22 protein-coding genes are annotated in these 23,022 nt (G+C 63.0%); 8 read left to right on the forward strand and 14 right to left on the reverse strand.

The window, feature by feature from the left end; translation table 11 throughout:
• Positions 1-206: 206 nt before the first annotated feature.
• From B7O88_RS14840 to B7O88_RS14860, 5 genes are all read left to right on the forward strand, one after another.
• On the forward strand, positions 207-1,283 hold the full coding sequence (locus tag B7O88_RS14840) for an ArsO family NAD(P)H-dependent flavin-containing monooxygenase (protein ID WP_088277049.1): 1,077 nt from the start codon (positions 207-209) through the stop codon (positions 1,281-1,283).
• Positions 1,284-1,435: 152 nt separating this feature from the next.
• A complete protein-coding gene (locus B7O88_RS14845) occupies positions 1,436-2,353 on the forward strand; it encodes a LysR family transcriptional regulator (RefSeq protein WP_088277051.1) in 918 nt (305 codons plus the stop codon).
• 75 nt (positions 2,354-2,428) lie between these two features.
• A complete protein-coding gene (locus B7O88_RS14850; RefSeq protein ID WP_200818471.1) occupies positions 2,429-2,782 on the forward strand; it encodes a DUF7352 domain-containing protein in 354 nt (117 codons plus the stop codon).
• An 85-nt stretch (positions 2,783-2,867) separates the two neighbouring features.
• Complete coding sequence (locus tag B7O88_RS14855; RefSeq protein WP_088277053.1) at positions 2,868-3,818, forward strand: sodium-dependent bicarbonate transport family permease; 951 nt, start codon at positions 2,868-2,870, stop codon at positions 3,816-3,818.
• Positions 3,819-3,932: 114 nt separating this feature from the next.
• On the forward strand, positions 3,933-4,427 hold the full coding sequence (locus B7O88_RS14860) for a M48 metallopeptidase family protein (protein WP_088277055.1): 495 nt from the start codon (positions 3,933-3,935) through the stop codon (positions 4,425-4,427).
• Here the strand turns inward: B7O88_RS14860 and B7O88_RS14865 are convergent.
• The 8 genes from B7O88_RS14865 to B7O88_RS14900 all read right to left on the reverse strand — a co-directional run bounded on the left by B7O88_RS14865 (position 4,424) and on the right by B7O88_RS14900 (position 12,073).
• Entirely contained in the window at positions 4,424-4,921 is a 498-nt protein-coding gene (locus B7O88_RS14865) for a nucleoside 2-deoxyribosyltransferase (protein ID WP_088277057.1), read from the reverse strand. The two genes, B7O88_RS14860 and B7O88_RS14865, sit on opposite strands and share 4 nt — an antisense overlap.
• Positions 4,922-4,940: 19 nt before the next feature.
• Positions 4,941-5,525 carry a nucleotidyltransferase family protein gene (locus B7O88_RS14870; RefSeq protein ID WP_088277059.1) on the reverse strand — a complete coding sequence of 195 codons (585 nt, stop codon included), beginning with the start codon at positions 5,523-5,525 and terminating at the stop codon, positions 4,941-4,943.
• A complete protein-coding gene (locus tag B7O88_RS14875; RefSeq protein WP_088277061.1) occupies positions 5,525-5,818 on the reverse strand; it encodes a putative quinol monooxygenase in 294 nt (97 codons plus the stop codon). Before B7O88_RS14875 ends, B7O88_RS14870 begins: the two co-directional genes overlap by 1 nt.
• Positions 5,819-6,994, reverse strand: coding sequence for an XdhC family protein (locus tag B7O88_RS14880; protein WP_088277063.1), 1,176 nt, complete (start codon positions 6,992-6,994; stop codon positions 5,819-5,821).
• Between the two features lie 19 nt (positions 6,995-7,013).
• A complete protein-coding gene (locus B7O88_RS14885; protein WP_088277065.1) occupies positions 7,014-8,237 on the reverse strand; it encodes a cytochrome c in 1,224 nt (407 codons plus the stop codon).
• Positions 8,238-8,249: 12 nt separating this feature from the next.
• The gene (locus B7O88_RS14890) at positions 8,250-10,433 is read right to left on the reverse strand and encodes a xanthine dehydrogenase family protein molybdopterin-binding subunit (RefSeq protein WP_088277067.1); all 2,184 of its coding nucleotides are present in this window, start codon (positions 10,431-10,433) and stop codon (positions 8,250-8,252) included.
• Positions 10,430-10,891, reverse strand: coding sequence for a (2Fe-2S)-binding protein (locus B7O88_RS14895; protein WP_088277069.1), 462 nt, complete (start codon positions 10,889-10,891; stop codon positions 10,430-10,432). Before B7O88_RS14895 ends, B7O88_RS14890 begins: the two co-directional genes overlap by 4 nt.
• 240 nt (positions 10,892-11,131) lie before the next feature.
• On the reverse strand, positions 11,132-12,073 hold the full coding sequence (locus B7O88_RS14900) for a LysR family transcriptional regulator (RefSeq protein ID WP_160003197.1): 942 nt from the start codon (positions 12,071-12,073) through the stop codon (positions 11,132-11,134).
• 120 nt (positions 12,074-12,193) lie between these two features.
• Here B7O88_RS14900 and B7O88_RS14905 point away from each other — a divergent pair, with 120 nt between their 5' ends.
• Complete coding sequence (locus B7O88_RS14905) at positions 12,194-13,507, forward strand: serine hydrolase domain-containing protein (RefSeq protein WP_088277073.1); 1,314 nt, start codon at positions 12,194-12,196, stop codon at positions 13,505-13,507.
• Positions 13,508-13,653: 146 nt separating this feature from the next.
• On the opposite strand, the gene B7O88_RS14910 is transcribed toward B7O88_RS14905, so the two are convergent.
• From B7O88_RS14910 to B7O88_RS14930, 5 genes are all read right to left on the reverse strand, one after another.
• The gene (locus tag B7O88_RS14910; protein WP_088277075.1) at positions 13,654-15,570 is read right to left on the reverse strand and encodes a metallophosphoesterase family protein; all 1,917 of its coding nucleotides are present in this window, start codon (positions 15,568-15,570) and stop codon (positions 13,654-13,656) included.
• 115 nt (positions 15,571-15,685) lie between these two features.
• The gene (locus tag B7O88_RS14915) at positions 15,686-16,621 is read right to left on the reverse strand and encodes an SdiA-regulated domain-containing protein (protein ID WP_088277077.1); all 936 of its coding nucleotides are present in this window, start codon (positions 16,619-16,621) and stop codon (positions 15,686-15,688) included.
• 110 nt (positions 16,622-16,731) lie between these two features.
• Positions 16,732-18,207 (reverse strand): AMP nucleosidase, encoded by a 1,476-nt coding sequence (gene amn, locus B7O88_RS14920; protein ID WP_088277079.1) that lies wholly within the window; start codon positions 18,205-18,207, stop codon positions 16,732-16,734.
• 167 nt (positions 18,208-18,374) lie between these two features.
• On the reverse strand, positions 18,375-18,713 hold the full coding sequence (locus tag B7O88_RS14925; RefSeq protein ID WP_088277081.1) for a YegP family protein: 339 nt from the start codon (positions 18,711-18,713) through the stop codon (positions 18,375-18,377).
• A 109-nt stretch (positions 18,714-18,822) separates the two neighbouring features.
• The gene (locus tag B7O88_RS14930) at positions 18,823-19,887 is read right to left on the reverse strand and encodes an AraC family transcriptional regulator (RefSeq protein WP_088277083.1); all 1,065 of its coding nucleotides are present in this window, start codon (positions 19,885-19,887) and stop codon (positions 18,823-18,825) included.
• 127 nt (positions 19,888-20,014) lie between these two features.
• On the opposite strand from B7O88_RS14930, the gene B7O88_RS14935 reads away from it, so the two are divergent.
• Positions 20,015-20,923 (forward strand): TauD/TfdA dioxygenase family protein, encoded by a 909-nt coding sequence (locus B7O88_RS14935; protein ID WP_088277085.1) that lies wholly within the window; start codon positions 20,015-20,017, stop codon positions 20,921-20,923.
• Positions 20,920-21,693, forward strand: coding sequence for a 2-keto-4-pentenoate hydratase (locus B7O88_RS14940; RefSeq protein ID WP_088277087.1), 774 nt, complete (start codon positions 20,920-20,922; stop codon positions 21,691-21,693). Before B7O88_RS14935 ends, B7O88_RS14940 begins: the two co-directional genes overlap by 4 nt.
• A 290-nt stretch (positions 21,694-21,983) precedes the next feature.
• On the opposite strand, the gene B7O88_RS14945 is transcribed toward B7O88_RS14940, so the two are convergent.
• Positions 21,984-22,994 carry a class 1 fructose-bisphosphatase gene (locus tag B7O88_RS14945; RefSeq protein ID WP_088277089.1) on the reverse strand — a complete coding sequence of 337 codons (1,011 nt, stop codon included), beginning with the start codon at positions 22,992-22,994 and terminating at the stop codon, positions 21,984-21,986.
• Positions 22,995-23,022: the final 28 nt, after the last annotated feature.

Here is a 23,022-nt window from a genome sequence, read left to right on the forward strand (position 1 = left end):
CCCAAAGAAGACCTTGGCAGACTACTGGGGCCAGGGACGGACAGTGCTGCCAACGCAGGTCTCGTAGCCGTTGGCCAAACTATGGGTTCATGCACACTATTCTCCCCGAATATCTCTCGCAAAGATTCGCTGCGCATTTGTCGCACATCAGCCAAGCATGCGTGCAAGTTGCTAGACTCCAGCTGTTCATGTGCAGGAGAGTCGGAATGAAAGCCAAATCCAAAACCTTATTGGATGTCATCATCATCGGTGGCGGACAGGCGGGTCTGGCTACGGCGTACTTCCTGCGACGTACCGGCTTGTCGTATCTGATTCTCGATGCTGAAGACGGACCAGGGGGCGCCTGGCGGCACGGCTGGAACTCGCTGCGGCTGTTCTCTCCCGCCACCTGGAGTTCCATCGCCGGCTGGATGATGCCGCCGGTAGCGGACGGCTATCCTGCCCGCGACCACGTGATCGACTACCTGAGCCGCTACGAGGAGCGCTACCAGTTTCCGCTTCAGCGCCCAGTGCGTGTCACTGCAATAGAGCGTATTGAGGGAGGGCTGCGCGTGCGCGCCGGGCAGCAGCACTGGCAGGCCAGAGCCGTGGTCAGCACCACTGGCACCTGGAGCAACCCCTATATTCCCGTCTATCCCGACGCCGAGTCGTTTCAGGGCCAGCAACTGCATTCGGCCCACTATGTCGAGGCCCAGCCCTTTGCCGGCAAGCGCGTACTGGTTGTGGGCGGCGGCAACTCCGGCGCACAGATTCTTGCCGAGGTCTCCAAAGTGGCAGACTCCACCTGGGTGACCGCTACCGAGCCTCTGTTCCTGCCTGATGACGTTGACGGGCGCGTGCTGTTCGAACGCGCAACCGAACGCTGGAAAGCCCAGCAGGAAGGCCGCGCCATCGATAAGCCGGTGGGTGGCCTGGGTGATGTAGTGATGGTCCCGCCTGTGGTCGAAGCGCGTGAACGCGGCGTTTTGCACGCGGTGCGCCCATTCACTCACTTCACCCGCAACGGTGTGGTGTGGCCCGATGGTTCCGAGACCGAGGTCGATGCCGTGATCTGGTGCACCGGTTTCAGGCCCGCATTGGGCCACTTGGCGAGTCTGGGGCTCATCAACGATGAGGGCCGCGTCGAGGTTCAGGGCACCCGCGCCACCCACGAACCCAGGCTATGGCTGGTGGGCTATGGCGAGTGGACCGGGCTGGCTTCCGCAACTCTGATCGGCGTCACGCGCAACGCCCGCAGCACGACCACCGAGATAGCGCAGTTTCTGGCTGACAAAGAGAACTGAGAACAAGCTCTTGTTAGGAACCCAAGTGCGCAAGAACGCTGAGCCGGCAACACTCAGCGCCGCGCTAACTGCCCCCTCCCCCACACTGGCAAAACTGCTGCTACTATCGCCCCAACAAGCAGCCAGCCCCTGACAGACCGAGAGTGCGGCCCGTGGACCAATTGAATCTTCGCCATTTGCAGTATTTCTGGATGATTGCCCGAACGGGGTCGATTGTGCGGGCGGCGGAGAGTCTTGATCTGTCGCCGCAGACCCTGAGCGGTCAGTTGGCAACGCTGGAGGCGTCGCTGGGTGGTGCGCTGTTCAAGCGGGCCAACCGCTCGCTGCAGCTGACCGACTTTGGCAAGACGGTGTTTTCCTATGCCGACGACATTTTCCAGTCGGTGCAGTCGTTGACCGAGGTTCTGCAGCAGCCGCCGGAAAATCGCCCGTTGACGCTGGCTATCGGCATCGCCGCCTCGATTCACAAACTGATCGCCTACCATTTGACCGAGCCTGCGCTGTCGCAGCCGCGGCCGGTGCATCTGGTCTGCCAGACCGGGGAGACGGGGCAGTTGCTGCGCCAGCTCGGCCAACGGGAGCTGGATATTCTGCTGACCGACCGCCAGCCCGACTTCAAAGACGCCGGCCAGTTTCGCGCCACGCGGCTGGCCAGTTCGTCCATATCCCTGTTTGCCACCCCGGAGCTGGCCGCGCGGCTCAGGCCCGGCTTTCCCTTAAGTCTGGACCGCCAGCCCTTTCTGACGACCTCTCTCAATGCGCCCTATATCAACGAGCTGATGAACTGGTTTGCAGCCAAGCGGATCCGCATCAATGTGGTGGCCGAGGTCGACGACAGTGCGTTGATCAAGGTATTCGGCCGTCAGGGGCTGGGCTATTTTGCGGCCCCGACGGTGATTCACGATGAGGTATGTCGCCAATACGAAGTGGAGTGTATCGGCTCGATTGGCGAGGTCAGGGAGACGCTATACGCCGTCACCCGCGCGCGCTCCAGCGGCAACCCGGCCATTGAGGCACTGTTGAAGTCTCGGCCCGAGCTGGACGACAGCATCGAAAAAATCGAACTATAAATTCCAAATAGATCGATTTATAAAGACCCTCATTTAGCTGACCCTGAATCCGTCAAAACTGTTCGGAGACAGGTCATGAAAACCATCCATCAGTATCAACTGGCCAATGACAAGCAAGTGACCAGCCTGGCCCTGCGCGAGGGGTTCCGGATCGTGCGCTGCGAGTATGTGGTTGCCCAGAAACGCGTATACCTGTGGGTCGAAGAGCCGCTGAAGATCGACCTGCCGGTAAGCGAGCATCAGTTCATGGTGGTTGGCTCGGGTGTGCCGGTGCCGGTTAGCCATTGCTACGTAGACACGGCCGTTGATCCCTTTGGCCCGGAGGCCTTCCATGTCTATCAGGTGGTGAACAATGCTGCCAGCGCAACGGACGAGGAGCGCTCGGTGCACAGACCGCCTGCAGAGAGCGCACTCAGGCTCAGCGCCTGAAGCCTGAAACTCACCGACCAGAGCCCCGCACAGGGGCTCTTTTTTGGCCTACGCTTTTTAATCAAGCCCCTGCGGAACGTGCTTCATGCCCGATATCATCGTCATGTTTTTCATTCTCGGTCTGATCGCCGGCTCCCTGCGCTCGGACCTTGCCATCCCCAAGGCGGTCTACGACATCCTGTCGCTGCTGCTGATGCTGACCATCGGCCTGAAGGGTGGCATGGCCCTGCACGGCAACCTGCACTGGTCGCTGCTGGGGGAAGTGCTTGCCGTTACCGCGCTGGGCTTTCTGATTCCCTTGCTGCTGTACCCATTGCTGCGCTATCTGGTGCGCCTGAACGGGGCGGATGCGGCCAGTTTCTGCGCCCACTACGGCTCGGTAAGCGCCGGTACCTTTGCGGTGGCGCTAGCCTGGACCGAGTCACGCGGAATGATGGTCAGCGGGCAGGTCACGCTGTATCTGGTGCTGCTGGAGCTGCCCGCAATTATCACCGGGCTGTGGCTGTATCGCCGACTCGGTAGCCCATCCGGCCCGGCCCAAACGGTTGCGAGTACGCCGCTCTGGCAGGAGACGCTGACCAACCGCAGCGTAATTCTGCTGGTGGGCGGTGTGGTGATTGGCCTGCTGTACGGCAAGCAAGGCGGCAGCCAGGTCACTGGCGCGCTGACCAGCGGATTTTCCCTGATTCTTGCGCTGTTCTTGCTGGAAATGGGTCTGGTAGCTGCAGAAACCCTGCGCAAGGTCCGACTGCAGCACTGGCGGGTTATCGCCTTTGCCCTGTGCATGCCCACACTGCTGAGCTTGCCGGGCATGGCGACCGGGCTGCTGCTGGGGCTGGCTCCGGGCACGACGGTAATCCTCGCGACCCTGACCGCCAGCGCCTCCTACATCGCCGCTCCGGTCGCGGTGCGCCACGCCATTGAAGAGGCCGACATCGGGCTGGTAATGCTAGCCTCGCTGGGCGTCACCTTCCCGTTCAACGTGCTGGTGGGCATTGAGCTGTACGCTAGCATCCTGCAGCGGCTGACCGGCTAACGGCTCAATGTACGGGCAGCCCGGAGGCTGCCCGTGACAGCGGCTGCCGGAGCACCGATACTGCGCGCAACAGAATCCACATCAACAGCTGGATGACCCGCGGAGGACAACACCCTGGCAACCCTGAAATACCTCGCGGGCTACAGCCCCGATCTGCGCCAGCAGGTCCAGCAGTTGATCGATCGTGGCCAGCTCGGCGCCTGGCTTGAGCAACGTTACCCTCCCGGCGAGCAGCATTCGATCCAGACCGACGCGGCACTCTACGACTACACCCAGCGCCTCAAGCAGCAGCACATGCGCAGTAGCGGGCCGATCAGCAAGGTGTTGTTCGATACCCGCATGCACGTGATCGACAATGCGCTGGGGCAACACCAGTTTGTCAGCCGGGTGCAGGGCGGCAAGTTGAAGAGCAAGAACGCGATCAAGATCTCGGCCATCCTCAAGAGCCTGCCCGAGCCGCTGCTGCGCATGGTGGTGGTGCACGAGCTGGCGCACCTGCGCGAAAAGGAACACAACAAGGCGTTCTACCAGCTGTGCCGGCACATGGAGCCGGACTATCACCAGCTGGAGCTGGACCTGCGGCTGTTCCTGACCCTGCGAGACGGCTAGCGCGTTTGCGGGTTGGCGTGCAGCCAGGCGGCCAACTCGGCAACGGCCTGGGGCGCCGTTCTGCTGGCACCGACCCAGCTGCAGGCCAGCATCAGGTTGCGCGGCAGGCCGAAGTTCTCGACCACAAAGCCGTCCGGACACAGCCCCTGCTCATCACGCGGCAGTTGCTCGATCATAGGCTGTTGATCGGGGAAGTACGCCCACACCGGTTTGCCCAGCGCACAGGCAAAGCCCACTTCGAAGACGGTGCCGGAATCCGGCTCGTTACCGCGAAAGTGGCCCAGATTGGCCAGCACCGCGTCGGCGCGGCGCAGGCTGTCGAGGTTGGCCTGACAGATCCAGCCAGCCGGATCGATCAGCCCCTCCGGCAGAGCCGCATCCAGCGGATAGAGCCCTTCCAGCCCATGCGTGGCGCACAGCGCCTTGAGATACTCGCCACGCGCCAGGGCGTCGGGATAGAACACGTCAAAACCGGCCAGATATACCGATGGCACCGGGGATCTCCTGCGTGGATCAGACAAGCGGATTCAGCGTGGCAAGGTCTGCGGCCTGGTCCAGATCGAGACAGACACCGGCATCCTCCACCGCCAGCACCTTAACGCAATCGGCATGGGTGCGCACAATCTCGCGTCCGCCGCGATCACCACTGAGGGTCATCAGCTGCGGCCAGAAGCGCCGCCCGAACAACACCGGATGACCGCGCTGGCCCTGCCAGCTCGGCAGCACAATATCCTCCGGACCACACCGCTGCGCCAACGCTTGCAGGGTGGTCGGCTGGATACACGGCATGTCGGCGAGCAGCACGGCGATGGCATCCGCATCACCATGCCGCAGATGTTCAATACCCAGTACCAGTGAACTGGCCATGCCCTGCGCACTGCGCGGATTGAACAGCACGTCGACCGCCTCCGGCAGCGCCAGCGCTTGCGGGTCATCATCGCTGCGCAGCACCAGAGTTACCGCGCCGAAGGCCGCCAGTGCGTTCTCCAGTGCACGATTGAGTACCGTCTGGCCGCTGGCCAGACGTGCCTGCCGTTTGTCGCCGCCGAAGCGCCGGGAGAACCCGGCGCCAAGCATCAGGGCGGCAACCCCTGGCATCAGGCCTTGGCGTCCAGCAGCATCACTTCGCGCTCGGCAATCAGGCCTGCCAGCGCCTTGCCCATTGCCTGATAGTGCGGCGCCTGACGGTGCGCTTCGATGGCCTCCATCCCGGCCCACTGCTCAACAAACACGAAGCGACTGGCATCGCTGCGGTCGTGGTGCAGCACATAACCTCGGCAACCGGCCTCGGCGCGCGACGGCTCGACCGCGTCGGCAAGGATGGCTGCGACCTGTTCGGCTGCGCCAGGAACGGCGCGCAGCACCGCTACGACGGTAATGATTTCGGACATTTAGTTGCTCTCGATAGTGGAGGGTGCTGGCAAATCCTGCTCGCACCCGTCATGGATATGAATTGCAGAAGGTTCGTGGATGGCAGACCGCCGCTGCTGCAGCTGGCCACCGGCGCGTTCGTTGAGTACTGCTGTGATCTCGCCCAGAATCGCCAGCGCGACGGCTTCCGGGGTATCGCCCCCCAGGTCGAGACCGACCGGGTAATGCAGCCGCTCGACGCCCGGCAAGTTGGCTTGCGCCATGCCGGCCAGCAGCCGCTCGGTGCGCTCACGCGGTCCGAGCTGGCCGATGTAGCACGCCGACGACGCCAGCGCCTGCGCCAGCCACCAGGCATCCTGCTGCAGACTGTGGGTCATGACCACTACCGCCGCGTCGGCCAGCAAATCCTTCAGTGCGAAGCTGTTGTCCAACTGCCCGAGCAACACCGCATCGGCCTCCGGAAAGCGACTGCCCCGGGCAAAGTGCGCCCGACTGTCAATCACCGTCACATGCAGGCCCTGCAGTTTGGCCATCCGCACCAGCGGCTGGGCATCGTGCCCGCCACCGAAAATCACCAGCCGCTGCGCCGGGCGCAGGTGCTCGATCAGCACCTCAACCGCGCCACCGGGCTGAAGAAAGCGATGCAACGCAGCACGCCGGGCAGAGCGCGCCAGGCGCAGCAGTGGCAGCAACGGCGCCGACCAGGCATCGGGCAGGCAGCCCTGCAGCTGATCATCGGCAGTCAGAAGCAGTCGCTGCCCGAGCAAATCAGGCTGTGATGCGCTGACGACGGTCGCCACACTGAGTCCAACTGCGCCATTGATCAGCGCCCGGCAGCCATCCAGCAACAGCTGACAGGCCGCGGAATCGACACGCTCGAACAGCAGGTGCACGGTACCGTTGCAGCCGAGGCCAAAACGCACTGCCGCATCGCCATCTTCATCCTCTTCGGCGGTGCTGTAGCTGCGCAGCGCCGGCCCGCGTTCGGTCAACCAGCGCGCCGTGCGCGCCACCTCGGTTTCCAGGCAGCCGCCGCTGACTGTTCCCTCGGTCTGCCCCAGGGGGTTGATCAGCATCCGCGCGCCGGGGCGGCGATAGGCCGAGCCCTCGACCTTGACCACCGTTGCCAGCACCGCATCGTCGCCTTGCAGGGCGGCCTCATCGACCGCCTTGAGCAGCTGTTCCACTGCAGACATCACACCTCCCGCTGTCGGCTCAGTGGCCGGTGTTACCGCGCTTGGCCGCAACATCCTCAGCACTGAGGCTGCCGCCACTCTGACCGAAGTGCTGCAGCACGAAGCTGCCGACCGCAGCCAGTTCGGCATCCTGATAGCCCGCAGCGAAGGATGGCATCTGCTGGTCTACCCGTGCGCCCGGGCCGCCGTGACCGCGCAGCAGGATACCCAGCAGGTTGGTGCCGGCCGGATCATTGACGGTTTTCAGACCGCCGAGCGCGGCAATCGGCGACTGGGTGCCGCTGCCGTCCCAGGCATGACAACCGGCGCAGTTGCCGGCAAACAGCTTGCTGCCGAGCGCACCATCGGCCACCGGGGTCGCATCCGGCACCACCTCGGGCCGGGCGATGCCGGCGGCCTGCGCCGGGGTGCCGAGCAGGTAGGTCGCGATGGCAGACAAGTCGTCCGGGGTCAGATGACGCAGGCTGTGATTGACAACATCACCCATCGGCCCGCTGGCCACGCCCTTGCCCGGGGCATACCCCTTGCTGAAATAACTGACCAGTTCGGCCGGCGACCAGGCACCGATGCCATAGGTCTCGTCCGAACTGATGTTGTAGGCCTGCCAGCCCTGCACCAGGTTGCCCGCCAGCGGCTGGCTGCTGCTCAGCGCCTGGGCAAAGTTGCGCGGGGTATGGCACTCGCCGCAGTGACCCGGCCCTTCGACCAGATAGGCGCCGCGGTTCCACTCCTCGGACTGGTTCGGATCAGGCTTGAAGCGTTCGTTATCGTGAAATACCAGGTTCCAGAAGAACATGCCCCAGCGCTGGTTGTAGGGGAAACTCAGGGTGTTCTCCGGCACCGTATTGCTGACCGGTTCCAGGCTGAACAGATAGGCCTTGATGGCCTTCACTTCGTCGTCCGGCATCAAGGTGTAGGAGGTGTACGGAAAGGCCGGGTAGTAGCGCTTGCCATCCTTGCCGACGCCCTCATGCAGCGCGCCGAGGAAGTCGGCGTCGGTCCAGTCGCCAATGCCGGTCGCCTTGTCCGGGGTGATATTGGGCGAATACAGCGAGCCAAACGGCAGCTTGAATTCGACGCCCCCGGCGAACGGCTTGCCGCCCGGGACAGTGTGGCAGGCCACACAGTCGGCCGCGGCGGCCAGATACTTGCCACGGGCGATCAGCTCATCGTCAGCGGCCTGCACGGACAGCGCCGAGGCAGCCAGCCCCAGCCCGAGAATCACGGATTTGCTCAGATGCATGGGTTCAGCTCCTTAAACCGGGAAGTAACCAGCGCGGCTCAGCGGCAGACGCCGCAGACGCTCGCCGGATGCAGCGGCCAACGCGTTGAGCAGCGCCGGACCAATCAGTGCAGTCCCGGTTTCGCCGACTCCGCCGGGTGACTCTGTGCTGGGCACAATGTGCACCTCGACGCCGGGCGCTTCACCGATGCGCAACTGCCGGTAGGTGTTGAAATTGCGCTGCTGCACCTGGCCCTGCTCAATCGTGATTTCATTGAACAGCGAGGCCGACAGGCCGAACAGGGTGCCGCCTTCAATCTGCGCCAGCACCGAGGTCGGGTTGGTCACCAGACCGCAGTCGATGGCGCTGACCAGACGTTTGATGCGGATGCCCTTGTCCGCCTGCATTTCCAGCTCGACCACGGTCGCGACGAAGCTGCCGAACACCGCGCTGACCGCAATGCCACGCCCCTGCCCGACCGGCAACGGCGTTTGCCAGTCGGCCTTCTCGGCAGCCAGCTTGAGCACCGCCTGGGCCCGCGGATGCTTGTCCATCAGCGCCAGCCGGTAGTCGACCGGATCCTTGCCGGCGTTGTGCGCCAGCTCGTCGATAAAGCACTCCACCGCCAGCGTGCTGCGCAGCGGCCCCACTCCGCGCCACCAGGAGACCGGAATCACCTTGGGCTCCTCGCGGATGTAATTGACCTGCAGACTGTCCAGCGCATAGAGCGGGTCAATGGCCACTTCCACCGCATCGGCATCCACGCCGCTCGCCGGCAGGCTGCCGACATAGCGCGCCAGCACCGACGCGCCGGCAATGCGATGCTGCCAGCCCTGCGGCTTGCCGTCGGCGTCCAGTGCGGCGGTCAGCCGGTCGACGTAGTGCGGACGGTACATATCGTGGGTCATGTCCTCTTCGCGACTCCAGATCAGCTTGATCGGGTAACTCACCTGCCGCGCAATCGCCACCGCCTGGGCGATAAAGTCGTAATCCAGCCGGCGGCCGAAGGCGCCACCAATCAGCTGGTTGTGCACGACCACCTGCTCCGGCTTCAGCCCGGTGATGCTGGCGGCAGTCTGCTGGGCAAACACCGGCACCTGAGTGCCGACCCACAGGTCACAGCCATCCGGGCGCACGTGCGCTACGCAGGTCATCGGCTCCAGCGGCGAATGGGACAGGAACGCCTGTTCGTACACCGCTTCAAAACGGCTGCTGGCCGCCTCCAGCGCTGCTGCAACATCGCCGCTGCTGTGAGCAACCACGCCGTCTGCGCTGGAAGCCTTTTGCAGCGCCGCATCCAGCTCGGGCGAGCTGATCGAGGCGTTCTCGCCCAAATCCCATTCGATCTTCAGCGCCTTGAGCCCCTGCTGACAGGCCCAGTAGTTGGTTGCAGTCACCGCAACAGCGTTATCCAGCGTGACCACATCGCGTACACCCGGTACCTGCCGCGCCGCGCTGGCATCAACCGATTTCAGGGTGCCGCCGTAAACCGGACAGGCCAGGCTGGAGGCAACCAGCATGTCCGGCACCTGCAGGTCGATGGTGAACTTCGCCTTGCCGTTGACCTTGTTCGGGGTATCAATGCGGCGCGCCGGGGTGCCGATCAGGCGGAACTGATCCGGGGTTTTCAGGGTAATGCTGGCTGGCAGCGGCAGGGTGCTGGCCAGATCGACCAGCTCGCCATAGCCCGCCTGACGATCGCCCGGCCCGTAGACCACGCCCTCGCGCGCCTCGCACTGGGCAGGGTCGACCGACCATCGCTGAGCAGCCGCCTGAATCAACAGCAGCCGCGCGGTGGCACCGGCCTCGCGCAGGGGCTGCCAGGCATGCCGTGTGGACGTCGACCCGCCGGTAGCCTGAAATTGCATGATCGAGTCCGTGTAGAGTTCGGCGTCCGGTGGTGCATCCTCGACGCTGACATCAGCCAGTCGCACTTCCAGCTCCTCGGCCAGCATCATGGCGATACCGGTATGCGCCCCCTGCCCCATCTCGATTTTCGGCGATATGACGGTCACCTTGCCGTCGTGGCCGACGCGCACATAGGCCCCGTAGCCGCGCGGTGTCTGATCACCGAGACGGCCGGCGGCGGTCGCTTCGGCCGCGACGCTGTCCGGGATAAATCCCGGCAACCAAGTGCTGAGCACCAGGCCGCCCATCACTGCGCCGGAGCCTTTCAGGAAGCCGCGCCGAGAGACCTGCCGTGATTGCCTGCTCATGCCTGATCCCCCTTGCCGACGTCCTTGATGGCCGCACGAATGCGGGTGTAGGTCGCGCAGCGACAGATATTGCCCGCCATACCGGCGTCAATCTCCGCATCGCTGGGGTTGGGTTGGCGCTGCAGCAGCGCGGTGGCCGACATGATCTGACCGGACTGGCAGTAGCCACACTGCACCACCTCGTGCTCCAGCCAGGCCTGCTGCACCTGACTGCCCAGCGCCGACTCGCCAACCGCCTCGATGGTGGTCACCGCACGGCCGGCCACAGCACCCACCGGCAGCACGCAAGAGCGCACGGCTTCACCGTCCAGATGCACGGTACAGGCGCCGCATTGGGCGATACCGCAGCCAAACTTGGTGCCGGTCAGACCGAGCACATCGCGCACTACCCAGAGCAGTGGCATGTCGGCGGGAACGTCGAGCTCATACCGCTCGCCGTTAACGGACAACTGGATCATAAGTACCTCGTCAGGCAACGCAGGTTATTGGAGTTCCGTTCACTGTAGCATTCGAGGCAGGCATGGGACGTTGCGACGCAGAACGCCCTCAACAAGACGCATGACAAACGCCGGGACAGCTGCCGCCAATGTCGTGAAAAACGGACAGAATGCAGGGAGGATAACCAGCACGACGGCAGGGCCGATAGCACAAAACCCCGAAAGCCTTGCGCTATTGCCCAGCGGCCGGCCCCGTTGGCACTACTGCCCACACTCCCGTTCGGCGACCTCGCGAATCATCGCAATGGCGCGCTTTGCAGGTGGTGACAAACTGCGATCGGCGAGCTGCATCAGGTGGCTGTGCAGACGGTATTGCAGCGCCGGAAGATCAGGCGGCAGCCAGGCCGTCAGGTCAACCAGCGCTTCCTGAGCCAGATCCTCCTGCAGCCAGCCATCCCAGGTAAAAAGCAGGCTGTCAGTGTTAAGCACGGTATGGCGCAACAGGGATAGGCTGTTGCAGCTCATCAACGCCCGTGGCCTGACCTCGGATGACAGCCCCAGCAACGCCAGCAACTGCGGCAAAGAGGCATCATCCAGCAAGGCGGCAGACCAGGGGTAGTCAACCAGCAGCTCGGCCCGAACCGGACGGCCGGCTGACAGCAGCGGATGCTGCGCACGACAATAAATCGCGGTGGCCCGAGCCGGCAGTGGCGTGACCGCCAGACCCGGCGGAGGCTGCAACGGCCCGGTACCTCCGACCAGAAACTCGATGCGCTCCTGCTCCAGCAGACGCAGCAGATTCTGCCAGTGGTCGACCTCCACATTCAGCCGCAGCCCCGGGCAATCACGCCGCAGCCGCGGCAGCACCTCCTGCATATAACTGTGCGCTGCCAGCAGACCAACGCCGAAGTTCAGCTCGCCCCCCTCGGCATCGGCCAGAAACTGCGCCGACGCACTCAGGCTCTCGGCCCGTCGCAACAGGTCACGGGCCTGCTCCAGCAGTTGCCTGCCCGCCGCGGTCAGTTGCACGCTGCGGGTTCCCCGGTCGAACAGGCGCAGCTGCAGGTCGTTTTCCAGCGACTGAATGCTGCGGCTGAAAGCTGTTTGCGACAGGTGCGCACGCTTGGCCGCCCGGGAGAAATGCAGCTCCTCACTGAGCAGAACCATGTGAGTGAGACGCTTCAGATCAATTAATGAACTCATTGCATCAATAACTCGCAATATATGCATTGGACCTGATGTATAGCACTAACCAATACTGCCACCCAAGGGGCTGCTGCCCAGCCAGCCCGCCAAGAACAACAAGATAAAAGGGGGGACCCCATGAAACGCACAACCCGATGGCAGCACACCTGCCTGTCCCTGCTGCTCGGCGGCCTGCTGGCCGGCCAGTCAGTGGCGGACCAGCAACCGCTCGACGCCCGCGCCAGCGATCCGAACGTCATGGGCTGGATGCAGGGCTTCCCGCCGGCAGCCGACAAACAGATCAACGCCCGCAACTACCTGCTGTTTCCGCAGACCCGCTGGTCTTTCTCGCATATTCGCCAACTGCTGCCGACGGCGACAGTCGGCCGCGGCACCGGTGCCGTCAGCCCATTGCCCGACGCCCGCCGGGATGACATTGACGCGGTGCAGTTCAAGCTGGCCGACGGCTCGCAGATGAGCTGGGAGCAATCGCTGGCAGCCAATTACACCGACGGCATCGTGGTGCTGCACCGCGGCCAGGTGGTCTATGAGCGGTACTTCGGCGCCCTGCAGGCCGACCGCCCGCACATGGCCTTCTCGGTGACCAAATCGTTTATCGGCACCCTGGCGGCGATGCTGGTTGAAGAGGGTGTGCTGGACGAGCAGGCTCCGGTCTCGCACTACGTTCCCGAGCTGAAAGACAGTGGCTTTGGCGACGCCACCGTGCGTCAGGTGATGGACATGACCACGGCCATTCGCTATTCCGAGACCTACTCCGACCCGAGCGCCGAAATCTGGGAATACTCAAGGGCCGGCAACCTGATACCGCGCCCGGCCGACTATGACGGCGCCACATCCCTGTACGGTTTTCTGCAGAAGGTACAGCCCGAGGGGCAGCACGGCGAGGTGTTCGCCTACAAGACGGTCAACTCCGACGTCCTCGCGTGGATCGTTCAGCGCGCCACCGGCAGCTCCTTCGCCAACCTGTTGCAACAGCGGATCTGGAGCAAGCTGGGCGCCGAACAGGACGCCTACATCGTGGTTGACCAGATCGGCACCCAGTTCGCTGGAGGCGGCCTGAATGCCAGCCTGCGTGACATGGCCAGGTTCGGCGAAACCCTGCGCAACAACGGTCGCTTCAACGGCCAGCAGATCATTCCGCAAGCGGTGGTTGCCGATATCCGCCGAGGCGGTGATCAAAGCAAATTCGCCCCCGCCGGTTACGCCACCCTGCCCGGCTGGAGCTACCGCAATATGTGGTGGGTGTCGAACAACGACCATGGCGTGTTTGCGGCGCGCGGTATCCACGGCCAGACCATCTACGTCGACCCCAAGGCAGAAATGGTGATCGCCCGCTTCGCCTCCAACCCGGTGGCGGCCAACGGCGCCAACGACCCGATCTCGCTACCGGCCTACAACGCGCTGGCACAACACCTGATGCGCCAGCCGTAACAGGACTGGCACAGGCGCCATGCCTGCAAGGTCAGCTTCGCCGGTCGATCCGGTTGCCCCGTAAAAGCACCGCGCCGGATACCAGGGGCATCCGGCGCGGCATGGCAAAAGCGGGGCTACCTGCATCGCAAAGGTAGCCGCTGCACTCAACGATCAATCAGGGCAAAGGCGCCCTCACGATCCAGCCGTACCCAGAAGTGCGGCGTGCCTACCGACACCAGGCCGGCAGCAGTGCTGCACTCGGCACCCACATCAGCCGGCAGGCTGGTCAGATAGCTGCTGTCGTAGTCCAGTGCACTGAGGCACTCGGCTGCTACCACCGGCTCCCAGCTGCCCTCTGCATCATTCCAGCGAGCCAACTGCAGGCTGCTGGCATCCGCGCCGGACGGCACGTTGAATTGCAGCACGAAGTCATCACCACGCGAATCATCATCCAGCGTCCAGTTGCTGTTGACCCGGCCTTCCGGCAACAAATAGGGCTGTTTGCCCAGCTCGCTGCCATCTCCGTAGCTGCCGGCGAAACCGGTGTCGACGGCCAGGCTCTTCTGCGCCCCACGCGCACCGTTGTAGGTGCCGTCCTGGCCCTGAATTCCGCTGACCAGCAGAACCGCACTTTTTGCTCCCTCACGCGCGGCTACCCAGCTGAGCGATACCTGCTTTTTGAGGTCGATGGTCGTCTGGCGGATTTCCACCTCTTCGTCTTCCGTGCCCGCGTTGATCAGGCGCACGCGCTGGCTGTTGTTCAGGTTCGGGTTATAGCTGGCATGGGGAATATGCAGCCAGCGGTAGTAGCGAGCGGCAAGTGCAGAGTTGCTCTGCGCGGTTGAGACACCTGGCTCGACGCTGGTGGTACGGGTGCGGGTGTCGTAGCGATTGAATATACGGTTCTCGCCATCCAGAATCCGCGCTGCCTCTCCCGATCCGGCCACACACAGACTGGTGCGGTAACTTTTGTCATGGGTCATGTTCAACTGATTGCCGGCGGGGATGCTCGCCGGAAACACGATCTTGTCGCAACGCTCGGCGGAGCGGGTAAAGCGGTCGATCAGCTTCCAGTCCGGCGTTGCCAGCTCGCGCATGCCATCTTCGTTGCTGCGAATCGTGTGGCTTTCGTAGTAGGAGCGATAATCGACCAGTGTGCCATTGAACGTCAGAATCGAGGCGTTGACGTCGAGAGTGCCATCGACACTGCCGTCGTTGATTTTGGTCATGACCACCTGCTGGATCAGTTCGCTCTCGCCATAGCGGCTGTCGTAGCCCTTGTAGGACGCGTTACCGCTGACCAGTTCGGTGTAGTGTCCACCGTAGTAGCCCGAAATCAGACTGCGAAGGTACTGATGCTCATGACCGGCGACATAGATGACGTCATTATCGGCAAACAACTGGCGATAATCCTCGTGCACCAGCAGAAACTGCTGATCCCCGGCGGAGGTGTCATAGGCTTCTACCGCACGCTCGCGGATGTTGCCGTAACGGCTGCCGACCATGGTGTTATGGGAAGACACGATGATGTGATCAACCTGATCACGGTAGGTTTCGATCATCTCCCGAACAAAGTCATAGGCGAACGGAATCTGTCCGTACGAAACCGTGACAATAAGCACGTTGTCCCGCACCAGGGCATAGTTCTTGTCTGTCTGACCGGCCATCTGAATGGCGTCGTCCGGAATCAGGTCACTGACGTTGTCATACCAGTCCTGATCAGTGCCCTTGATATCGTGGTTGCCCTGCAACGGCAGCATGACGAAGTCATCCCGGTAATCGTCGACAACACTGCGCCACTGGGCATATTCGGCAGGAGTGGCCTCCTCAGACAGATCACCGACAATCAGCAGCAGGTCGACGTCCTGCTCACGGTAAAACTCCATCAACGCGCGCATCGGCATCACCGACGCATTCTGACCTCCGCCCTGGGTATCGGGAATGATCCCGACCCGCAGGGTCGGTGCCTCCGGCGCAACCGGCGGCCCTCCAGCATCGCTGCTGCTACTGCTTTCCGACGAAAGGCAGCCGGTCAACAGACCTGCCGCCAGTAAACAAACCAATCCTGTACGAATAAACATGGCGCATCCTTAACGAACCATATGAGTGAGTCGCAAAGACTACCGATGCGCTGTGAAAACCCCGAGACAGAGCGGTTACACTCTGATCACAAGAATGTTGCATGGAGCAGCGGAGCTACCGCACGAAGCGATAGAAGAGGTTGGGCTCGCTGACGACAAACAGCTCGCCGCGGCTATCCAGCACCACCCCTTCCGGCTGCGGGATGTCGGCATCAAGGCCGCCACCAGCCCGCAGGCTGCGGCAGTCGAGAAGCGCCCCGTCAGAGCCCAGTTCAAACAACACCTGCGACTCATCACTGAGCAGCAACAGGTGGCCGCTGTCAGGCTCGACGGTGATGGCGGAAAGGTCTTTTGACACACCGGCGGCATCGATCCAGTCACTCAGATCCCGGATATCGAGTTGCAGATTTCCAGCCAGGGTGGGACGCAGGCCGCTGATGCGGTAGAGCTGCTGGGCGTCACGTTCCTTGACCACGTAAAGCAGATCACGCCGGTGGTCGTAAGCGGCACCTTCAAAACCCTTGTTGTCATCCGACAAGGCCAGTCCCAGCGTCAGTTGCCGCGCCTGATCACGCCTGATCGGGGCAGGATGCGCGGGAAGACGGACCACATTCAACCGCTGCACCCGCTCTTCAACAATCAACAGCAGCCCGTCGCCCAGCCAGGCCAGATCTTCCGGGTCCTCGAAGCCGATCAGTGGATAGAGGCCAAGCAGCCGGCCCTGTCGGTCAAGGGCCAGTACCTGAACAGGGCCCGCGTTGGTGATCGCCAGCAGCCGGTCGTTATCGGCATCGTGGGTGATGCCGGACAGGTCATTGCCGATGCCGGCAATGACCTGTGCCTGATGTTTCACCCGGTAATCCGCAAGCCCGAACACGCCGCGCCCGTCGCTGATCGCCGCACCGCTGAAGCGGAATCCGGTCAACTCGACCAGCGTGTATCGCCACGCAAAGACTGCCGCCATCACACTCGCGGCAAGCAGCAGTAACAGCAGGCGTTGCGGCCAGCGTCTGCGCCTGAGCGGCCCGCCCCATTCAAGCGTGCCCGACATGGAGACGCCCCTTGCTGTTATGCCGCTTCATCCAACCTGCTCCTGTTCGCTGTCGGGCCGATACTAGGCGACAGCGGTGACAGGGCAGTGACAGTGCAGTGCAGTGCTGGCTAGCGGAACGGCGGCTCGTCGAAACTGCGCAGCTTGCGCGAATGCAGCGAATCGAGCTGGCTGCGCATCAGCTCCAGCGCATGAATGCCGATATGCAGATGCTGGGTCACGGCGCGCTCGTAAAAGGCGCCCGCCGCGCCCGGCAGCTTGATCTCGCTGTGCAGTGGCTTGTCCGACACACACAGCAAGGTGCCGTAGGGCACCCGCAGACGGTAGCCCTGAGCTGCGATGGTGCCGCTCTCCATGTCAACCGCAATCGCCCGCGCCAGATTGATCAGCGGCCGTTCCTGGGCCCAGCGCAGTTCCCAGTTGCGGTCGTCATAGGTCAGCACCGTGCCGGTGCGCAGACGGCGCTTGAGGTCATCGCCCTGCTCGCCCGTCACGTCGGCTGCCGCCTGCTGCAGCGCCTGCTGCACCTCGGCCAGCGCCGGCAGCGGAATGTTCGGTGGCAGAACCCGGTCGAGGATACCGTCGCGGCGCATGTAGGCGTGCGCCAGCACATAGTCACCGATGGTCTGCGACTGACGCAGACCGCCACAGTGACCGATCATCAGCCAGCAGTGCGGCCGCAGCACGGCCAGATGGTCGGTGATGTTCTTGGCGTTGGACGGGCCCACGCCGATATTGACCAGGGTGATGCCTTCGCTTGGGCTATTGCCCTGCAGGTGATAAGCCGGCATCTGGAACCGGTGCCAGACCACCGACTCGATGATCGCCTGCATCTCACCTTCGGACATGCCGCGTTCAACTACCACGTTGCCCGGCAGCACCATGCGCTGAAAGCGAGAATCGGTCTGCAGCATGTTCAGACCGTGGCGGATGAACTGATCCACGTAGCGGTGGTAGTTGGTCAGCAGAATCCACGGCTGTACATGGCGCCAGTCGCTGCCGGTGTAATGCACCAGACGGCGCAGCGAAAAGTCGGTGCGGGCGGCGTCAAACAACGCCAGCGGCAGCGGGTCCTGGTCTTCCCAGTCGTACAGGCCGTCGGCGGTGCCGTCATTGGCGGCGGACAGATCGGTACTCGGGAACACCCGCGCCAGCTCGGCAGCGGTAACGCCCGAGGCGCCCAGCTCGTCACCCTGCTCGACCACATACGGATAGGGAATATTGGCCTGACTCGGGCCCACTTCCACAGTGACGGTAAAGTCGGACATCAGTGGCCGCAGCTGATCCAGCAGGTAGGTACGGAAGGCGTCCGGCTGGGTCACGGTTACCGCGTAGGTGCCGGGCACCTGCACCTTGGCGTAGGCGCGCACACTGCTCGGCACTTCACCCTGGCAGTGATAGGTGAGCCGCAGCTCAGGGTAGCGGAACGCGCAGTGCGCGGCACTTGGCGGAGTGCGATCCTTGAGGTATTGCTTGAGAGCGCTGCGCAGCGCATTGGTGGCCTGCTGGTAAAGCATGGCCAGGCGGTCGACCGCCGCTTCCGCGGAATCGACCTTTACAAAATCGTCAGGACAAACTTGATTCACGAGGTGCCTCTGGGTTGTTCACGTGCCCCCATATTGCGCCCTCAGTGCGGTCTGCAACAAGCGATGGCCGCACATTCCGGCCAGTCACTCTGACAACAGCGGGCACAACCGGGCCAGCCTGCCGGACAGGGCGCGTCAAGCAGGCAGGGGCAAAAACGAGGCCAAGCTCAGCTGCCGGTCTTGTCCTTGATGACGTCGCTGGTGCCGTTGCTCTTGACCGACTCGATGCCCTTCTCGCAGCTCGCCGCCGCGGAGTACATCTGGCTGGTGCCGATCACCTGATGATTGGCCGCCTTGAGATTGAAGAAATGGCGTCCGTCCTTTGCCTCCTTGCGCTCATAGCGCCCATCCTCCGTGCAATTTTTCTGTACTGACGCGATGCCGTTCTCGGCGCTGGCGCGGGTCTTGTACAGCTCACTGGTGAGGATGGTTTCAGCGTTTCCCGCCTTGAGGACAAAGCGGAACTGCCCGTCCGTGCTGTTGCTCAATTCATACCAACCAGACATATGAAGCACTCCTTATCCAACGTCGGTGGACTAGCTGCGCATCCGCCCGGATGCGGACGACCTGGTCAGTATAGACAGGAGATACGCACTGTCTCGGAATCGAGACCTATTAATATTGCCGAGACGGGACAACTGCCGGCGAAGACGGTTCAAGCCCCAGCGCTGCTGCCCGCTGAGCTGCACGCCAGTGCGACGGCGAGACGCCGGTCCAGCGCTTGAAGGCACGGGAAAAACTGGCCGCTTCGCTGTAGCCCAACTGCGCGGCAATGGCATCCAGTCCGAGATCACTGTCGCCCAGCAGGCGTTCAGCCAGGCGCGCGCGCACCCGCTCATCGAGCTGACGAAAGGGTTGTCCCTCGGCCGCCAGCCGGCGATGCAGCGAACGCTCGGATATGCCCAGTGCCGCCGCCACCTCGACGGCGGCGGGAGGTTCACCCGAATGGCTGATCAGCACCTGAAGAACCTGCCGCGCGAACGGCGACACCACGTCTTCAAGCCCATCACACAGTTGCCGGCACAGGGCCGCACAGGCGTTGCGGGTAAGCTCGTTGGCGAGCGGCAGGGCGCTGGTCAGGTCCGCGTCCGCAATCAGTACCGCGTTACTGGCAGCACCCATTACCACCGGGCATTCGAAGTAGGTTTCGTAACACTCGGCGGTGGCAGGGCGCGACAGCGCCAGCTCCACCCGAAACGGCACAAAGGGGCGCTGCAGCAACTCACCGAAGATGCGCTTCCAGACTGCCAGCCCGCGCTCGGCAACCATATCCTGTGCATCCGGAGGCAGTACCTTGTGGTCCAGGCTCATGCGCACGCCACCGTCAAAGGGCTGCAACTGAACCGGACAGATCGACAGCGTCAGTTCACGAAACTGGGTACTGACCAACAGTGCCTCATGCAGATTGCGACAGGCCAGCATGGTGTAGCCGAGCAGCCCCAGACTGGTCAGTTGATAACGACTGCCCACCAGCAGCCCGAGACCGGGTTCCGGCGCCAGCGCCACCAGATTGCGGATCACGGCCAGTTCCTGCCAGCGCTGTATCCTGGCCCCGGCACTCAGCACGCCCTCGTCCAGCCCGCTGCCCTGCAGACACGCCTCGACGGAACAGCCAAGACCGCGCGCGGTGTTCAGCAGATGGCGCACGTTGGTGGCATCACGTACTTCACGCCAGTTCATACAACCTCGTGGCAGTTATTGTCATGTCATGGCAGAAATTATCATGGATAGCCACCGCGCACAGGCGCAATCTTGCCTGGCAGAACAAAAACATCAACAACAAGACAGACCACTGCAGGTGACAGCCATGCCCGAGTTCTTCTACACCACGGCGAAAAATAATCAGGCCCGCTCCAGCAACCATTTCCGCACCGTACCGGTGGCAGGCTCACTGGGTGCAGACATCCACGACATCGACCTCAACAACCTCAGTGACGCCGGACAGGCCGATCTGCGCCAGGCACTGATGGACCATGGCGTGCTGTTCATCCGGGACCAGAACCTGAGCGTCGAGCAGCTCGAAGCCGTGACGCTGCGTTTCGGCAAGTTCGGCAAGGAACCCTATGTGCAGCCGATGGCCGATCATCCGCATGTGGTGCATGTGCTCAAGGAAGCCGGCGAAGGCAGCCCATTCGTGTTCGGCGGCGCCTGGCACAGCGACTGGTCATTCCAGGAGCGGCCGCCGGCCTTCACCCTGCTGTACGGCCACGATGTGCCGGAAAGCGGCGGCGACACCCTGTTCAACAACATGTACCTGGCCTGCGAGTGGCTGTCTCCCACCCTGCGCAATCTGCTGCGCCAGCTCGACGGCATCCACACCCCCGAGTTCGGTTACGGCCCGAAGGCCGTACACAACGCCGGCATCGAGAACATGCAGATCCGCTTCGGCGAAAACGTCGATGAAGATGTCCGCACCCATCCGATGATCATTCGCCACCCGGAAACCGGCCGCGAGGTACTGTTCGCCAATCCGGCCTATACCCTCGGCATCGCCGGCATGAAGCCGGAGGAGTCACGCCCGCTGCTCGACTACCTGTTCAGCGTCGCCGCCGCCCCGGCCTTTACTTGCCGCATGCGCTGGACGCCGGGCACACTGGCGATCTGGGACAACCGCTGCGTCTGGCATCAGCCCATTTCGGACTACTTCGGCAAGCGCCGCGAGATGTTCCGCACCACGGTTGTCGGCGAAAAACCGAGCCGGGGAGAAACGGCATGAGTCATATAGAACAGGCCGCAGAGGCGCTGCTGGAGGCCCGCAGCAGCGGAATGCCGCGCGGCTCGATCGCCACCGAGTATGCCCTGACCGACCTGACGTCCGCCTACGCGGTACAACACGCGCTGATCGCCCGCCAGCTGAACGGCGCGCGGCCGGCCGGTTACAAGCTGGGGCTGACCGACGCCCGGGCCCGAGCGGCACTCGGCGTCGCCGAACCGCTGCGCGGCGTGCTGCTGGCGGCCAACGAATATAACGACGGCGCCACCCTGCGCCACGCTGACTTTATCGCGCCGCGACTGGAGGTTGAGGTTGCGATGCGCCTGGCTCGCGATATCGAAGATCCTCTGGCCGATCGCGCCGAACTGATCGCGGCGCTCGAAGGTGTGATGCCCGCGCTGGAGGTTTGCGACTCAGCCTATGAGGGCTGGCCGAAGTCTCTGGCTGATGCGGTAGCCGACAACCTGTCCTTTGGTGCCCACGTGCTGGGCCAGTGCGTTGCAGCAGACAGCGTGCAGCTGGATGACCTGCCGGTGGCTCTGAAGCTCAACGGCGAAAAGGTGGGCAGCGGAAACACCGGCAGCAGCATGGGCAACCCGTTGGATGCAGCCCTGTGGCTGATCAATCAAATGGTCACTGCCGGGCAGCACCTGCGCAGCGGAGACGTCATCATGACCGGCGCGCTGGCGGGCATGCAGCCGGTTGCTGCCGGCGATCTGGCCGAAGTAGAGATGGGCACGCTGGGCAGTTTGAGCTGTCGTTTCAGCGGCTGAGCGGTGCAACGGGGGGTACGTGCTGACGTATCCCCGGACAAATCGCAGGCAAGAAAAAACCCCGCCGAGGCGAGGTTTTGCAGAAAGGATCCTGATCATCCCTAATGTGTTGTGCCTCCGAGGCACCGTCCCTGTTCCCTGTTGTTCTGGTCGCTTCCTGCGATGCTCCTAGCGCTTTTGATACTACGCAGCATCGCAGGGTGTGCCCATAGGCCAACGCCAGCACAACGCGTAAGCAAATGCTTACATCGGGTCATCAGGCCCCGACCAGGCCGGCGGCCTGACCCGGCTCAGCCCTGGTGATAGCCGGTAACCCGCTCAACTTCTTCCTTCGAGCCGAGGAACACGGCAACCCGCTGGTGCAGGGACTCCGGCTGAATATCGAGAATGCGCTGAGTACCGTTAGTCGCGGCGCCACCGGCCTGCTCGATCAGCATCGACATCGGGTTGGCCTCGTACATCAGGCGCAGCTTGCCCGGCTTCTCCGGCTCGCGGCCATCGCGCGGGTACATGAATACGCCGCCACGGGTAAGAATGCGGTGCACATCGGCGACCATGGAGGCAATCCAGCGCATGTTGTAGTTCTTGTTCAGCGGCCCCTCGACGCCTGCCAGCAGTTCGTCAACATAGCGCTTGACCGGTGCTTCCCAGTGACGCTGATTGGACATGTTGATCGCGAACTCGGCGGTACTGGTCGGCACCTTGAGATTTTCGTGAGTCAGGAAGAAGCTGCCCATCTCCCGATCCAGAGTAAAGCCCATGACGCCATCGCCCAGGGTCAGCACCAGCATGGTCTGCGGGCCATAGATGGCGTAACCGGCAGCCACCTGCTCGGTACCCGGCTGCAGGAAGGCGTGCTCATCGAGGCTGCCGGTCTGCTCGACATACTTGTCAGGGCAACGCAGCACGGAAAAGATGGTACCGACCGAGACGTTCACGTCGATATTACTGGAGCCATCCAGCGGATCGAACACCAGCAGGTAGGCACCTTTGGGATACTGCCCCGGAATCTGATAGGCATTGTCCATTTCCTCGGACGCCATGCCGGCCAGGTGGCCGCCCCACTCGTTGGCCTCCAGCAGGATTTCATTCGAGATCACATCAAGCTTTTTCTGCACTTCACCCTGGACGTTCTCGGTACCCATGCTGCCCAGCACACCACCAAGGGCACCCTTGGATACGGCATGGCTGATTTCCTTGCAGGCGCGCGCCACCACCTCGATGAGGAAACGCAGGTCGGCGGGGGTATTGTGACTGCGCGTCTGTTCGATCAGGTAGCGGCTGAGAGATACACGGGACATGAGCAAGCTCCGGGGAGAGAAAAGTAAA

The sequence above is a fragment of the Halopseudomonas aestusnigri genome, from assembly GCF_002197985.1.
Taxonomy (GTDB): Bacteria; Pseudomonadota; Gammaproteobacteria; order Pseudomonadales; family Pseudomonadaceae; genus Halopseudomonas; species Halopseudomonas aestusnigri.

What these genes read in the sequence shown, in the direction of transcription:
- B7O88_RS14840 (WP_088277049.1), top strand. Translation starts at nt 207, where the DNA reads ATGAAAGCCAAATCCAAAACCTTATTGGATGTCATCATCATCGGTGGC.
- B7O88_RS14850 (WP_200818471.1), top strand. Translation starts at nt 2,429, where the DNA reads ATGAAAACCATCCATCAGTATCAACTGGCCAATGACAAGCAAGTGACC.
- B7O88_RS14855 (WP_088277053.1), top strand. Translation starts at nt 2,868, where the DNA reads ATGCCCGATATCATCGTCATGTTTTTCATTCTCGGTCTGATCGCCGGC.
- B7O88_RS14870 (WP_088277059.1), bottom strand. Translation starts at nt 5,525, where the DNA reads ATGCCAGGGGTTGCCGCCCTGATGCTTGGCGCCGGGTTCTCCCGGCGC.
- B7O88_RS14875 (WP_088277061.1), bottom strand. Translation starts at nt 5,818, where the DNA reads ATGTCCGAAATCATTACCGTCGTAGCGGTGCTGCGCGCCGTTCCTGGC.
- B7O88_RS14880 (WP_088277063.1), bottom strand. Translation starts at nt 6,994, where the DNA reads ATGTCTGCAGTGGAACAGCTGCTCAAGGCGGTCGATGAGGCCGCCCTG.
- B7O88_RS14885 (WP_088277065.1), bottom strand. Translation starts at nt 8,237, where the DNA reads ATGCATCTGAGCAAATCCGTGATTCTCGGGCTGGGGCTGGCTGCCTCG.
- B7O88_RS14890 (WP_088277067.1), bottom strand. Translation starts at nt 10,433, where the DNA reads ATGAGCAGGCAATCACGGCAGGTCTCTCGGCGCGGCTTCCTGAAAGGC.
- B7O88_RS14895 (WP_088277069.1), bottom strand. Translation starts at nt 10,891, where the DNA reads ATGATCCAGTTGTCCGTTAACGGCGAGCGGTATGAGCTCGACGTTCCC.
- B7O88_RS14900 (WP_160003197.1), bottom strand. Translation starts at nt 12,073, where the DNA reads ATGAGTTCATTAATTGATCTGAAGCGTCTCACTCACATGGTTCTGCTC.
- B7O88_RS14905 (WP_088277073.1), top strand. Translation starts at nt 12,194, where the DNA reads ATGAAACGCACAACCCGATGGCAGCACACCTGCCTGTCCCTGCTGCTC.
- B7O88_RS14910 (WP_088277075.1), bottom strand. Translation starts at nt 15,570, where the DNA reads ATGTTTATTCGTACAGGATTGGTTTGTTTACTGGCGGCAGGTCTGTTG.
- B7O88_RS14915 (WP_088277077.1), bottom strand. Translation starts at nt 16,621, where the DNA reads ATGTCGGGCACGCTTGAATGGGGCGGGCCGCTCAGGCGCAGACGCTGG.
- B7O88_RS14925 (WP_088277081.1), bottom strand. Translation starts at nt 18,713, where the DNA reads ATGTCTGGTTGGTATGAATTGAGCAACAGCACGGACGGGCAGTTCCGC.
- B7O88_RS14930 (WP_088277083.1), bottom strand. Translation starts at nt 19,887, where the DNA reads ATGAACTGGCGTGAAGTACGTGATGCCACCAACGTGCGCCATCTGCTG.
- B7O88_RS14935 (WP_088277085.1), top strand. Translation starts at nt 20,015, where the DNA reads ATGCCCGAGTTCTTCTACACCACGGCGAAAAATAATCAGGCCCGCTCC.
- B7O88_RS14940 (WP_088277087.1), top strand. Translation starts at nt 20,920, where the DNA reads ATGAGTCATATAGAACAGGCCGCAGAGGCGCTGCTGGAGGCCCGCAGC.
- B7O88_RS14945 (WP_088277089.1), bottom strand. Translation starts at nt 22,994, where the DNA reads ATGTCCCGTGTATCTCTCAGCCGCTACCTGATCGAACAGACGCGCAGT.